Genomic DNA, 13,648 nt, shown 5'->3' on the forward strand with positions numbered 1-13,648 from the left:
GTGGTTGGCGCGATCGCGCCGGTCGAGGCGGCGGTGATGCCGGCGCTCACTACGGCGACCGACACCGTCAGCACCCTGCCCAACGAGGTGATTGGCGTGATCGCGCCGGTCGAGGCGGCGGTGATGCCGGCGCTCACTACGGCGACCGACACCGTCGGCGCGCTGCCCAACGAGGTGATTGGCGTAATCGCGCCGGTCGAGGCGGCGGTGATGCCGGCGCTCACTACGGCGACCGACACCGTCGGCGCGCTGCCCAACGAGGTGATTGGCGTAATCGCGCCGGTCGAGGCGGCGGTGATGCCGGCGCTCACTACGGCGACCGACACCGTCGGCGCGCTGCCCAACGAGGTGGTTGGCGCGATCGCGCCGGTCGAGGCGGCGGTGATGCCGGCACTCGCGACGGCGACCGACACCGTCGGCGCGCTGCCCAACGACGTGGTTGGCGCGATCGCGCCGGTCGAGGCGGCAGTGATGCCGGCGCTCGCGACGGCGACCGACACCGTCAACACGCTGCCCAACGAGGTGGTTGGCGCGATCGCGCCGGTCGAGGCGGCGGTGATGCCGGCACTGGCCACGGCGGCCGACACCGTCAGCACGTTACCCAACGAGGTGATTGGCGCGATTGCGCCCGTCGAGGCGGCGGCGCAGCCGACACTACCGAGTCTGGCCGACACTGCGGGCACGCTGCCCAACGACGTGGTTGGTACGATTGTGCCAGTTGAGGCGGCGGTGATGCCGGCACCGGCCACGGCGACTGATACCGTAAGCACGCTACCTAACGACGTGATTGGCGCAATTGGGCCGGTCGAGGCGGCGCAGCCGACGCTCACGACCTCGGCCGACGCCGCGGGCACGCTGCCCGAGGACGTGGTTGGAACAATTGCGCCGGTCGCGGCGGCGATGCCGCCGATACTCGCGACGGCCACTGACATCGTGAGCACGGTAAGCAACGAAGTGGTTAGCCAGACGACAGGTCCAGACACTCAGTCGATTGCCTTGTCGCAAACGGTTGCATCGGACAGCACGGGAACTCACACCCTTGATAGTTCAGCACCACTCCTTGAGATCGCAGAGTCGGCACTGACCACTGCTAACCGTGCGCCTGGTGACGTATCACAGCCCACCGATGTGGCTGGCGATGCTTTGGCGAGTGCGGCGCCGGTCGCTGACACGAGCGAGCCCGTGCTCACCACAATAGCTGCCGCTCCGACCGATCCGCCGGGCGAGCTCTCGCAGGGGGGGGGGGGGGGGGGGGGGGGGGGGGGGGTCCGGCCGACACTGCGAGTGTGGCTGGCAACGCTCTGGCGAGTGCGGCGCCGGTCGCTGACACGAGCGAGCCCGTGCTCACCACAACAACTGTGGCTCTGACCGATCCAACCGGCGACGTGTCGCAACCGGCCGACACGGGCAATGTGGCTGGCGATGCTCTGGCGAGTCCGGCGCCGGTCGCTGACACGAGCGAGCCCGTGCTCACCACAATAGCTGCCGCTCCGACCGATCCGCCGGGCGAGCTCTCGCAACCGGCCGACACTGCGAGTGTGGCTGGCAACGCTCTGGCGAGTCCGGCGCCGGTCGCTGACACGAGCGAGCGAGCGCGCCGGCGCTCACCACAATAGCTGCCGCTCCGACCGATCCGCCGGGCCAGCTCTCGCAACCGGACGACACTGCGAGTGTGGCTGGCAACGCTCTGGCGAGTCCGGCGCCGGTCGCTGACACGAGCGAGCCCGTGCTCACCACAACAGCTGCGGCTCTGACCGATCAGGCCGGCGATGTGTCGCAACCGGCCGACACGGGCAGTGTGGCTGGCGATGCTGTGGCGAGTGCGGCGCCGGTTGCTGACACGAGCCAGCCGGTGCTCACCAGCGCCGGAGACTCGCTCAACAACCCTGCGACCGAACTGTTAGGGCCGGCCGTGCCGGACACCAGCAGCGCTCCAACTCCTGGATCATCGGCCGACACGCTTCTTGCGCTGGCCACCGCTGACGCACCGATCGAGAGTTCGGGATCCGCCACCACTGCCCCGGAGAACGTCGTGACGGACACATCGAATGCCGCGGCGACGACCGCCGTCGCGAGCGATGTGATAGCATTGAACGATGCGCCACCGCCTCCGGCAGATCCGCTGTTCAACGGAACGCAGTATACGGACTATGGTGTCACGCTCAGCAGCGACATCGCGCCCCCCCAGACTGCCGTGTCTCAGGCGGACGCCGCATCGCCTCAAGACATTTCCACGCCGGTGGCTGCCGATGTCCAAAAAGCGGCGCCGCCGCCTCCCGACATCGTGGATAATACTGCGATCGATCACGTTGGAACTCATGATGCCATCCTCTAGTAGGAGGCAAACATGGCAGCTGTCGAGACACTGGACGATCCGCCGCGCAAGCACTCCGGAGCCCAAATTCGCGTCGCACCCGGCGGCGAGGCCCGTGACTATGTCGGACCTGTCAACGCGCTGGCCGCCTGGCGTTCGGTCGTCCGCACCAACCTGATAGCGGTCGCAGCATTTTCGGTCGTTGTGAATCTGCTGATGCTTACGTTGCCGATCTACCTTTTTCAAATATCCGATCGCGTGCTGACGAGCCGTAGTCTCGAGACGTTGCTGATGCTCTCGGCTCTCGCGCTGACGTTCATCGGTATCCTCTCGATCATGGACATTCTGCGTCGGCAGGTGCTGGGGCGTCTTGCGACCAAGATGGAGGCGGTGCTTGGCGGCGCAGTGCTGGCGAGCAGCATCAACAACGCCAGGGCCGGCGAGGGCGGAACCATCCAGGCGATCCGCAGCCTTCACCAGGTGCGGGGCTTCATCTCGAGCCCTATCATGCTTCTGCTGATGGACGCGCCACTCTCACCCCTCTACTTCGCAGTCATATTCCTCGTTCACCCACATCTGGGCTGGATCGCAGTCGTGTCGGGCTTGGTCCTAGCATTGATCGCGCTGATCAACCAGAAAGCGACCTCGGATCGTCTGAGCGAGGCAGGCCTTCATGCCGCCGAGGCCGATGCGGCGGCCGAGTCGCTGGCGCGAAATTCGCAGGTGATCAATGCGATGGGAATGCTGAGCGAAAGCATTCTCCACTGGGGGCGCCGGCAGGCGCCGGCGCTGACGGTACAGAGCCAGGCCCTTGACCGAAACTTCTGGATCAGCGGTGCGTCGAAGTTCGTCCGGCTCGTGGCCCAGATCGCGATCCTCGGCACCGGGGCCTATCTTGCCCTCCACGCCGAGATCACGGGCGGCATGATGATCGCAGCTTCGATCATTGTCGGCCGCGCCCTGCAGCCGCTCGAGGGTTTGATTGAGGGATGGCGCAGCTGCGTGCAGGCGCGATCGGCCTATGCCCGCGTCAAGCAGGCGGTCGAGTCATTCCAGCGCGAGGCGCCCAAGCTGCGCTTGCCAAGACCGCAAGGGCGCCTGAGCGTTGATCGGGTCTTGTATCTTCCGCCCGGCTCGAAGGAGCCGGTACTCAATGGTGTGTCGCTCGAACTCGCGCCCGGAGAGTCTTTGGCCATTGTCGGACCTTCCGGATCGGGCAAGTCGACTCTCGCGCGCATTCTGGTGGGATGTCTGGTGCCGACAGCCGGCAAGGTCAGGCTGGACGGAACGGAGCTGCGCAACTGGGATCGCCGCCAGTTCGGGGAATATACCGGCTACTTGCCCCAGGAGGTCGAGCTATTTCCCGGTACCATCAAGCAGAACATCTGCCGCATGCGCGACGATTTGCCCGACGAAAGCATCTATGAGGCGGCGAAGTTGTCGGGAATTCACGACATGGTCTGCCAGCTGAAGCAAGGGTACGAAACCGTGCTCGACCGCAGTGGCGGGCCGCTCTCGGGAGGACAGAAGCAGCGCATCGCGCTCGCCCGGGCTTTCTTCGGTAATCCGTCGCTTGTCGTGCTCGACGAGCCCAACTCGAATCTCGACGCGGCGGGCGAGCAGGCTCTGACCGAGACTCTGCAGCGCGCCAAGAGGCGGGGGGTCACGGCGGTGGTCGTAACCCTGCGCCCCGCGCTACTGAACAGTGTGGACAAAGTGCTCATACTGCGGGCTGGACGCGCGGAAGCATTCGGCTCTCCGAGCGAGGTGTTGCATCGCCTGGTTCGGTCGCCCGGCAGGGCCGGCGGTGATGAGCCGGAGCAGCCGCAACGCATCGAATCCTCGGGCGGGTGACCAGCGCGGGAGGGGGGGGGGGGGGGGGGGGGGGGGGGGGGGGGGGGGGGGGGGGGGGGGGGGGGGGGGGGGGGGGGGGGGGGGGGGGGGGGGGGGGGGGGGGGGGGGGGGGGGGGGGGGGGGGGGGGGGGGGGGGGGGGGGGGGGGGGGGGGGGGGGGGGGGGGGGGGGGGGGGGGGGGGGGTCTCGGTGTTCCGCTGAGCGCCAAATGGCCCATCTTCACCGGCCTCGCCATCCTGGTTGTTTGGCTCGGGTGTTTCGGCGTTTGGGCCGCAGTCGCCCCACTTAACAGTGCGGTTGTCGCCTCGGGCACCTTCGTGGCTACCGGGCAGAATAAGTTGGTCCAGCACTTCGAGGGCGGCATCATCCGCGAGATTGCGGTCAAGGACGGCGATGTCGTCGAGGCCAACCAGGTCCTCCTTCGCATGGACGATACCCCTGCCAACGCCAAGCTTAAACGGCTCGTACTGAAGAAGTATCGGCTGCTTGCCATGAAGGCGCGTCTCGAAGCCGAAATCAGCTCTTCGGATTCAATCGAAATTCCGGCCGAATTCAGAGAGAACGCTCGTGATCCAGAAATCAGAGCGATTCTTGAGCGGCAACGTGCCGAGCTTCAGGCGCGCCGGGCTAGTCGGGTGACCGAGGAAACCGTACTCTTGAAGCAAATCGCCGGGCTCGAGGAAAGCATCCGCGGATATCAGGCGCAAGTTCAGTCGACTAAAGAGCGTATTTCCTTGTTCGCAGAAGAGCTGAAGGACAAGAATTCGCTTCTTGGCCAGCAATTGGTACGCAAGTCGGATGTACTAGCGTTGCGACGCTCAGAGGCGGGTCTTGGGGGCGACCTCGGCGAGTATCTCGGCCGCATCGCAGATTCTAAGGAGCGGATCGCTCAGGCGAACGAAAGAATAGTGCAGCTCCACGCGACGACGCTTCGGGACGCGATCAAGGAGTTGCGAGAGACCGAGGCGGAGCTGGACGACGGGGAGGAGCAGATTCGCGCCGCTCAGGATGTGGTCGATCGGGTTGATGTCCGTTCACCGGTCCGGGGTATTGTGGTGAAAAACAACTTCCACACACCGGGCGGCGTCGTCTCTCCTGGTGCGGTTATCCTTGAGCTCCTGCCGATCGGCGACGAGCGCATCATCGAGGCACATGTGAATCCCAAGGACATTTCGCATGTGAGCGTAGGCCAGGAGGCGCTGGTGCGGCTGTCGGCACTCAACCAGCGAATTACGCCCATGGTCGCGGCGAGCGTCATCTACGTGTCAGCGGACGCCTTGGCGGAGCAAGTGCAGGGGAAGACCGGAACCCGCCTTGATGGTGACACGCGTCGGGAATTCTATGTCGTTCGGGTGCGCCTGGACCAGGACGAAATTCTCAGGCGAATGCCTGAATTTATCCCCATGCCCGGGATGCCGGCGGACGTTTACATCAAGACCGGAGAGCGTACGTTTTTCGAGTACATCATGAAGCCTATCCTCGACAGCTTCTCCCGCGCGTTCCGCGAAACCTGAAGCGAGCATTCTGAACCTCAAATCCTGAGCACTCGCGTAGTACGGTGAGCTCAAGCCTCTAAGGCTTGCTAAGACCGCGCTACGTGGCTCAGCCCTTCTCACGCTCTTTCGTGGCGGCAGGAGACCAGGTCCAAGGGCGTCTTGGGCCAGCCAAAGCGGAAAGCGCTTCGCTTCTGCGAATGGACGGACCAAGGTGACTCTTGCGGTACCAGCCGATCGGCTAATAGCCCATTACCACGACCGGTCAGCGGGGCCAATGAATGCGTCGGACTAGCTCACTTGTGCTTTTGCTGTCGTTGGGAGCGGCCCTTCATCCGCTCACCAGTTCTGCGCAGGAGAAGGGTTGCCTCGGAATTGAGTGCCGCTCACATGCCCATTTCCTGCGCTAGGCCGCGGGATGGAGCTACGGCCCTTTCAGCGCGTGCGGTTGCGGTTTCAAGAGAATGCTCGAACCAAATCCTCTCGATGCAGCTCAATGATGCGAAAGAGCGGAATCTGCCGTCCATCATCGAAATCCAGCGGCCATGATCAAGCTTGAGGCGAAATCCGGCAGCCATCATCAGCGCGCCTGAGATAATCGCCCAGGCGGCGACCATAAAGACAAAGGCAAGTACCGTCAGGCCAGGCCAGATAAAGGCAGCAACGCCGACGGCGATATTCAGGAGGCCTTCAAATATCAACAGTCCCCATTCATCCTTCCGTCGCATCGCACGAACGGCGGAAATGATTCCCGCTACGCCGTCGACCAACATGTAGGCCGAGAACAACAACACCAGCGATAGCATGGTGGGCCCTGGGAAGAGAAAAGCGAGCAGCCCGAAGATGATTCCGAAGATGCCCCGCAGGAGGAACAGCCACCAATTTTTGGCAAGCATCGTGGAGGCAGAGTCGATGTTAAAGTCAGCGTTGCTGTTGACGGTCGTGCTGGTCATGTCTAGCTCCAAGAATAGCCGTCGGTTCCAGGGTCCGGACATAGTAGCGACCTGACGCCGCGACGTGCCTTGACAGCTATCAAGCTTGCTCGCTGCGAAACAATCGAAAGGCGGAGGCCTTAGGTAGTCCCCCTAAATCGCAAAATCGGCGCTTCGCGAGCAGCATGATAAACCGGGAGCGCCGAGCACTTTGTGCCAAGGCAAGGAGAAGAGCGTGCCAAAAGAGCGTCCCATCAACGGGGTTGAACCCGAGAAGTCCGAAGATGACATGCAACGCGACCTGTTGGGGCCGCGCGGCGTTCCCGGAGCGCCAGACCCCGCCAAGATGACGCCGCAACGCGCCAAGAAGACGCCGCTCTACAATTTGGACCCGGGGCACCCTTCATAGAGGCGAGCGAGTTCTTGCAACACGTGCCGTGGACTATTGGCAGGGTTTCTATCTTTGACCACAAGCATTCGCGGGTCCTCGCCGGCGATGCCCTGATTTCTCATTCGCGTGGAAAAAGAAAGGACCGCGCAGTTGTGTGCTGACGGTCCAAGTCAAGGGAGGACGCCCGGGAAGGGCAGCGATGGTGGGACACATCGCTCTTTGGATCATCGCAAACGCCAAGGGGCGGTGCATTGATAGTTCTCAATTGGATCGCAGTAAAATTGAAGAGCGCGGCGCCGCGTGCGACGGACCTTGCTGACAGCAGTCAAGGCAGAAGAATATCCTCGCCTATATGGTCCCGTGAGATTTCGGCTGACCGCTGACAACGCGCGTCAGGCCAAAGGAAGAGGGCGTTATGTCGAGTATGGATGAATTCCAGGAGACAAAGAGCGAGGTCAGGGTGGCTTCGCTTTATCAGTGGTTTGAGCGCGCTGTGGTGCTCTTCCTGACGTTCCTGATTGCGATCGTGGTGGTCGCGGCGGTCTGGACACTGAGCCTGAAGATACTGTTCGGGTTGGTGCTGACAGGCAGTCTGGATCCGTCTGATTTCGAGGTGTTCCAGGCGGTTTTCGGCATGATCTTTACCGTGATCATTGCGTTGGAGTTCAAGAAGTCCCTGTTGGTGGTGGCCGAACGTCGAGAGGCAGTGGTGCAGATCCGCTCCGTGGTCCTGATCGCGCTGCTTGCCGTCTGTCGAAAGATCATCATTCTGGATCTGAACGAAACGGATGCCGTTCACACGCTGGCACTTGCGACCGTTATCCTCGCGCTGGGTGTGGTGTATTGGCTGATACGCGCAAGCGATTGCCGACAGGAAGAAGCAGCCTAGAGGAAAGAGCCACGTTGGCACTAGGGGGCCAAACGAACCGCGCGCAAGATTGACGTTTGCCAAGGCGCCGTTCCTCTGGGGCGCTCATCTTCGTGAACGAAAGAGTAGCGCCACTGCTTTTAAGTGGATCATCTGAGGAGCGAGCCATGGCCGCAACCAACGTGCAGTCACCTTTATGGGGCCTTACAAGTTAGAGGTCCAGGACAGAGGATATCCGAAGCTCGCGGATCCCAAAGGGAAGAAGATCGAACATGCCGTCATCTTAAAACTGATGCCGAGACGGGAAAGCTGGTGCAGGCCGGCAAGCCAGCACAGGCGCGCGAGGGTGCCGGCCCGCGACATGTGGCGTTCCATCCGGCAGGCCAGCTCGCCTACGTCGTCGATGAGCTGGATTCTACGGTGACGGCCTATCGCTTCGATCCGGCCGATGGTGCTCTCCAGCCGTTCCAGATGCTGTCGGCTGTTCCCGATGCATTCACGGGCAACAGCCGCGCGGCGGAGATCGCCGTCTCGACGGACGGACGATTCGTCTACGCCTCCAACCGCGGCAACGACAGCATCGCCGTCTTTGCAATGGATCCCACGACCGGCAGACTGTCTCCCGCGAGCTGGATGCCGAGCGGCGGCAAGACCCCGCGCTTCTTCGCGCTCGGCCCGTCTGATACGTTCCTGTTCGCGGCCAATGAAGACAGCGACACCCTGATCGCCTTCAGGCGGGATGCGGCCAATGGCGCCCTCAGCGCAACCAGCGAGGTCGTGCGCGTCGGAAGCCCGGTCTGCATCCTGTTCAGGATAGCGTGAAGCCGCCGATCCGTGAATCGGAGCGGCGCCACCGATCCCGCGTCGGATCGCCGCGTTTCATGGCGGCTGTGAACCATCAGACGATAGAGCGTGGACAATTAGCGGTGAGCCATCGCCGGGGCTAAGCTCCGTCCCGTCGCGAAGTCGCATCTCGCGCCCGCCATAAGAATTCGCTATGGCGGCAGAGGACAGTCGTGCTTCCCCTGTCATCAAACGTAAATCATTTTTTTACCGTCGGCCGCAGCAAAAAATTCCAAGGGCAAGACCACGGAAGTGGCGAGGTTCGCGGGCGCAGCATTTTGTAGCAGCAACGGAGCGGGCAAATGACGATCGAGTTGAGCCGACGGGGAATTTGCATCGGAACTGCCCTGATAGGACTCCAGACGGTTTCCTCCAGCGCCTTCGCGGCGCGAAGCGAAGACGGGACGGTCAGGCTCGGTCTTGTCGCGCCGATGAGCGGGCCGAATGCCCGCTACGGTGCCTTCTCGCTGCGCGGTGCCCAAATGGCGGCGAAGGAGATCAACGGCGCCGGCGGTATCGGTGGGCGCAAGATCAACATTCTGGCCGGTGACAGCCAGGGGACGCCGGTCGAGGGCGTCTCGGCGACCCGGCGGCTGATCGACCAGGACCAGGTCGATTTCATCATCGGCGACGTCTCGAGCTCGGTGACGCTGGCGATGCAGCCGGTTGCCGAAGATGCCGGCGTGCTGCTCCTCAATGCCGCCTCGTCGAACCCGAAGATCACCTACAAGGCGGGTGTCGGCGGCTTCAAATGGACCTATCGCAACTATCCGACCGATGAGAACCGCGCATTGATCGTGCTGCAATACGCCGCCGAGAAGAAGGGCTTTACCAAATACGCCGTGCTCTCGGTCGACAGCGACTACGGGCGCGCGGCCATCGAGTTTACCAAGAAGTACCTGCCGCGCTTCAAGAGCCAGATCCTGACGGAAGACTATTACAAGGAAGGCGAGGTGGACTTCCGCAGCGTGCTCTCGAAGATTCGCGACTCCGGCGCCCAGGCCATCATCATGTACGGCAACGCCGATTCTTCGCCGATCGTCGGACGTCAGATGATGGAGGTCGGGATCGCCGGCAAGATCCCGTTGATCGGCAATGCCGAGTTCAATACCGCGAGCACCATCAAGGCGGCGCCGAAGGCAATGGAAGGCGCGATCGAGGCGGCGGCCTGGCTGCCGGCCTATGACTCGGAGAAGAGCAAGGCCTTCGTCGAGAAGTTCACTGCCGAGTATCGAGAGGCGCCGAACAACCACGCCTATGTGCACTGGGAGACGACGCATCTTCTTGCCAAGGCGATCGAGCAAGCTCAGAGCATCGATCGTGAGAAGGTCCGCGCCGCACTCTCCAAGATCCACTATGCAAGTGCAGTCGGCGAAGTGACCTTCGACGATCACAATCAGGCGCGGCTGCCGATGATTCTGCTCGAGATCGAGAACGGCAAGCCTGCCATCAAGGGCGCCTATTCCGCCGAGATCGACTATCCCAAATAGGCGGCAGCACATGTTCTACACGATCATCGAGCAGGTCGTTAACGGCATCGTATCCGGATCGGTGTATGCGATCGTTGCCGTCGGCATGACGATGATTTTCGGCGTGCTGCGCGCCATCAACTTCGCCCATGGCGAATACTATATGCTCGGCACCTTCGGCGCCTGGTTCGCCATCGAGTATTTCGACCTGCCCTATCCGGTGGCGATCGTGATCGGCGTGGTGGCGACGGCGGTCATTGCCGTCGTCGTCGGCAATTTCGTGATGCAGCGGATCGTGGGGGCGCCGGCCGAAGCCGGCGTGCTGGCAACGCTTGGCGTCGCGTTGATCCTGCAGAATACGGTCATCCTCGTGTTCGGCGGTAGCTACAAGTTCTTCTCTGGCGGCTACATCGAGCCGGTGACGCTGTTCGGCTTCACGCTGGCCGAGCAGCGCATACTGATCATCATCGTCGGCCTCATCGTGTTCGTCGGGCTCGAGCTGATGGTCACCTACAGCCGGATGGGCAAGGCGATGCGCGCGGTGTCGCAGAACATCGAGTGCTGCGCCGTGGTCGGCATCGACGTTCGCCATATCGCGCTTTGGACCTTCATCCTCGGCGCTGGTCTTGCGGCGCTGTCAGGCGTGCTGACCGCGCCGGTGAACGTCAGCGTCTACGGCGGCATGGGAGAGCTCATCACCTTCAAGACGTTGCCGATCATCATCATGGGCGGGCTCGGCAACGTCCGCGGCACCTTCGTCGCGGCGATGATCCTCGGCATCGCCGAGAGCCTGGTTGCCACCTATGTCGGCCTGCAGTTCCGCGACACCGTGGGCTTTGCGACGTTGATGCTGGTTTTGATGTGGCGCCCGCATGGGCTGTTCTCCGCGCAGGCGCGCTTCTGATCGCAGGGATGTGACACCTTGACCGAGATCGCTCGAGACCAGACCGTGACACAAGCCAAGAGCCCAGCTGCGACGACGGGCAGGGATCTTCGTGCTCCCTTCGGTCTCGCGCTGATCGCGCTGGCTTGCATCGCACCACTGTTCCTCGGCAACTATCCGCTGCATGCGATCATCATCGCGCTGATCTTCCTGTTGCCGGCCCATGGGCTCAATCTGCTGCTCGGCTACACCGGTCTACTCTCGCTGGCGCAGGCGGCGTTCTTCGGCATCGGTGCTTATGTTTCGGCGCTGCTCGCCGTGCACTTCGGCACGCCATTCTATCTGAACTTCCTTGCCGCCGGCGTCGTGACCGGCGCGATTGCGCTGCCGCTCGGAATTCCCGCCCTGCGGCTGCGCGCGACGTCGTTCGTGATGTGTACACTTGGTTTCGTGATCATCGGGCAGGCGATCGCCAAAAATTGGATCAGCCTGACGCGCGGCGACATGGGGCTGGCGGCGATCCCAAAGCCTTACTTCGCGCTGGGGCCGGCTTCGTTCACGGTCTCCGGCACCGTCGGCTTCTACTACCTGGTGCTCGCCATCGCGGCGCTTGCAACGCTCGCTGTCTATCTGATCGTGCGATCGCCTGCGGGCCGCAACATGATCGCCATTCGCGAGAACGAGACGCTGGCCGAATCCGTCGGCATCCCGACCTGGCACTACAAGCTCGTCGTCTTCATGATCAGCGCCGCCTTCGCCGGGCTCGGCGGCAGTCTCTATGCGCATTATTTAACGGTCGTCAGCCCACTGACCTTCCAGATGTACTACTCGACGACGATGTTGATCATCGTGCTCGGCGGCGGGGCGGGGACCATCTCGGGCGTCATCTTCGGAAGCCTGCTGTTCGTCGGCCTCACCGAAGCGCTGCGGGTCGCGCCGGAGCTGCGCATGATTGCCTACGGCTTCTTCCTGCTCGGGCTGGTGTTCTGGTTCCCGAGCGGGTTCGCGCCGCTGATCGGCCGCCTCTGGTCATTCCTGGAGAAGTGCAAATGAGCGGGCTGCCGATCCTCGATATCTCCGGCCTCTGCAAATCCTATGGCGCAGTGCGCGCGGTCGATGGTGTCGACCTGCATGTCGAACGGGGCGAGATCTGCGGCCTGATCGGCCCTAACGGCTCCGGAAAGTCCACCTTCTTCGATTGCGTGACCGGGCTCGCGAAACCGAGCGCGGGCGCGGTGAAGCTCGACGGGCAGGACATTACCGGCTGGTCGCTGAATGACATCGCCCGGGAAGGACGCATGCTGCGCTCGTTTCAGAAGACGGTGGTGTTCTCCGCGCTCGACATCGAGGAGAACCTCGTCATCGCCGGCCAGATGTTCACGTTTCCCGGGATCTGGTCGACCTTCGGGATCGGCGCGGCCGCCCGCAATCGCGTGGCGGCGCTGAGGGAACGGGCGCGCGGGCTGATTAAGATCGCGGGCCTCTGGGACGTGCGTTTCCAGCCCGCCGGAAAACTCTCCGGCGGCCAGCAGAAACTGATCCAATTCGCCTCGATGCTAATGCCGGAGCCAAAGCTCATCCTGCTCGACGAGCCCATGGCCGGCATCAACCCGAAACTGATCGAAAGAGTGGTGGACAGCATTCGTCTTGCCAACACCTCGTTCGGCGTCAGCTTCCTGATCATCGAGCACAACATCGACGTGGTCACGAGCCTGTGCAAGCGGGTGGTGGTGCTCGACCAGGGACGCAAGCTCGCGGAGGGAACACCCGACGAGATCGTGCAAAACCAGGCGGTACGGGAGGCTTATCTCGGTGGCTGAAACCTCTCTCTCCATCAAGGGGCTGCGCGCCGGCTACGGCTCGCTCGATATCCTCAACGGCGTCGATCTCGACGTACCACAGGGGCAGTTCGTCGCACTCATGGGACCGAACGGCGCCGGCAAGTCGACACTGCTCAAGACGCTCTACGGCATGACCACCGTCAAGGGCGGCAGCATCAACTGGCAGGGTAAGGATATCTCCTCCCTCAAGTCACGCGCGATCCTGGCCGAGGGCATCTCCTGGGTGCCGCAGGGCCGCTGCAATTTTCCAGTCATGACGGTCGACGAGAATTTGCAGATGGCCGCCTATACGCTGCGCGACAGCAGGGTGAAGGCGGAACGCGACTATGTCTACGATCTCTTCCCGATCCTAAAGACACGGCGCAACACGCTTGCCGGCAATATGTCCGGCGGCGAGCAGCAGCTGCTCGAGGTCGCGATGGCGGTCTTGCAGCGGCCAAAAATCCTGTTGGTCGACGAGCCCTCCGTCGGGCTGTCACCGACCGCAATCGGCATCGTGTTCGACGAGCTCGCGCGCATCAACGCCGCTGGCCAAACCATCCTGCTGGTCGAGCAGAACACCAAGAAGGCCATGCAGGTCGCGCATCGCGCCGTCATCCTGCGACTCGGCAAGGTGATCTGGGACGGCCGTCCCGCCGATATCACCCATGACGAGCTCGGCGAGCTCTTCCTCACCGGCCGCATGCGCGGTGAGACCGACGTCGAACATTGACCTGGAGCGCTCGCTCGGCGGGCGCGACCATCATTTGCAACGCAAAGGA

The 13,648-nt window shown here is 62.9% G+C and carries 13 protein-coding genes; 12 read left to right on the plus strand and 1 reads right to left on the minus strand.

The window, feature by feature from the left end:
- The 5 genes from XI05_RS22990 to XI05_RS23010 all read left to right on the plus strand — a co-directional run.
- On the plus strand, positions 1-1,368 hold a 1,368-nt coding region (locus XI05_RS22990), incomplete at its 5' end, for a hypothetical protein (protein WP_271505932.1).
- 358 nt (positions 1,369-1,726) lie between these two features.
- Entirely contained in the window at positions 1,727-2,335 is a 609-nt protein-coding gene (locus tag XI05_RS22995; RefSeq protein WP_271505934.1) for a hypothetical protein, read from the plus strand.
- A 12-nt stretch (positions 2,336-2,347) separates the two neighbouring features.
- Positions 2,348-4,168 carry a type I secretion system permease/ATPase gene (locus XI05_RS23000; RefSeq protein ID WP_271505936.1) on the plus strand — a complete coding sequence of 607 codons (1,821 nt, stop codon included), beginning with the start codon at positions 2,348-2,350 and terminating at the stop codon, positions 4,166-4,168.
- Positions 4,165-4,368, plus strand: a complete 204-nt coding sequence (locus XI05_RS23005; protein ID WP_271506430.1) for a hypothetical protein — start codon at positions 4,165-4,167, stop codon at positions 4,366-4,368. The genes XI05_RS23000 and XI05_RS23005 overlap by 4 nt, the downstream gene beginning before the upstream one ends.
- 35 nt (positions 4,369-4,403) lie before the next feature.
- Positions 4,404-5,681: an HlyD family type I secretion periplasmic adaptor subunit gene (locus tag XI05_RS23010; RefSeq protein ID WP_442869312.1), complete on the plus strand. Its 1,278-nt coding sequence runs from the start codon at positions 4,404-4,406 to the stop codon at positions 5,679-5,681.
- A 365-nt stretch (positions 5,682-6,046) separates the two neighbouring features.
- Here the strand turns inward: XI05_RS23010 and XI05_RS23015 are convergent, their stop codons facing one another.
- A complete protein-coding gene (locus XI05_RS23015) occupies positions 6,047-6,613 on the minus strand; it encodes an HdeD family acid-resistance protein (RefSeq protein ID WP_271505937.1) in 567 nt (188 codons plus the stop codon).
- 785 nt (positions 6,614-7,398) lie between these two features.
- On the opposite strand from XI05_RS23015, the gene XI05_RS23020 reads away from it, so the two are divergent.
- The 7 genes from XI05_RS23020 (at position 7,399) to XI05_RS23050 (ending at position 13,599) form a co-directional block, all read left to right on the plus strand.
- Positions 7,399-7,872 (plus strand): phosphate-starvation-inducible PsiE family protein, encoded by a 474-nt coding sequence (locus tag XI05_RS23020; protein WP_271505940.1) that lies wholly within the window; start codon positions 7,399-7,401, stop codon positions 7,870-7,872.
- A gap of 123 nt (positions 7,873-7,995) precedes the next feature.
- Complete coding sequence (locus tag XI05_RS23025) at positions 7,996-8,673, plus strand: lactonase family protein (RefSeq protein WP_271505942.1); 678 nt, start codon at positions 7,996-7,998, stop codon at positions 8,671-8,673.
- 323 nt (positions 8,674-8,996) lie between these two features.
- Entirely contained in the window at positions 8,997-10,184 is a 1,188-nt protein-coding gene (locus tag XI05_RS23030; protein WP_271505944.1) for an ABC transporter substrate-binding protein, read from the plus strand.
- A gap of 10 nt (positions 10,185-10,194) precedes the next feature.
- Positions 10,195-11,067: a branched-chain amino acid ABC transporter permease gene (locus tag XI05_RS23035; protein WP_212457035.1), complete on the plus strand. Its 873-nt coding sequence runs from the start codon at positions 10,195-10,197 to the stop codon at positions 11,065-11,067.
- Positions 11,068-11,094: 27 nt separating this feature from the next.
- On the plus strand, positions 11,095-12,099 hold the full coding sequence (locus XI05_RS23040) for a branched-chain amino acid ABC transporter permease (protein WP_271506397.1): 1,005 nt from the start codon (positions 11,095-11,097) through the stop codon (positions 12,097-12,099).
- Complete coding sequence (locus XI05_RS23045; RefSeq protein ID WP_271505946.1) at positions 12,096-12,866, plus strand: ABC transporter ATP-binding protein; 771 nt, start codon at positions 12,096-12,098, stop codon at positions 12,864-12,866. The genes XI05_RS23040 and XI05_RS23045 overlap by 4 nt, the downstream gene beginning before the upstream one ends.
- A complete protein-coding gene (locus XI05_RS23050) occupies positions 12,859-13,599 on the plus strand; it encodes a branched-chain amino acid ABC transporter ATP-binding protein (protein WP_271505949.1) in 741 nt (246 codons plus the stop codon). The genes XI05_RS23045 and XI05_RS23050 overlap by 8 nt, the downstream gene beginning before the upstream one ends.
- Positions 13,600-13,648: the final 49 nt, after the last annotated feature.

The organism is Bradyrhizobium sp. CCBAU 11357, from assembly GCF_028128865.1.
In the GTDB taxonomy this organism is placed as follows: Bacteria; Pseudomonadota; Alphaproteobacteria; order Rhizobiales; family Xanthobacteraceae; genus Bradyrhizobium.

Bases quoted from the DNA above. Each gene is read 5' to 3' on its own strand.
- XI05_RS23020 (WP_271505940.1), top strand. From the start codon at position 7,399: ATGTCGAGTATGGATGAATTCCAGGAGACAAAGAGCGAGGTCAGGGTG.
- XI05_RS23035 (WP_212457035.1), top strand. From the start codon at position 10,195: ATGTTCTACACGATCATCGAGCAGGTCGTTAACGGCATCGTATCCGGA.
- XI05_RS23030 (WP_271505944.1), top strand. From the start codon at position 8,997: ATGACGATCGAGTTGAGCCGACGGGGAATTTGCATCGGAACTGCCCTG.
- XI05_RS23015 (WP_271505937.1), bottom strand. From the start codon at position 6,613: ATGACCAGCACGACCGTCAACAGCAACGCTGACTTTAACATCGACTCT.
- XI05_RS23045 (WP_271505946.1), top strand. From the start codon at position 12,096: ATGAGCGGGCTGCCGATCCTCGATATCTCCGGCCTCTGCAAATCCTAT.
- XI05_RS23000 (WP_271505936.1), top strand. From the start codon at position 2,348: ATGGCAGCTGTCGAGACACTGGACGATCCGCCGCGCAAGCACTCCGGA.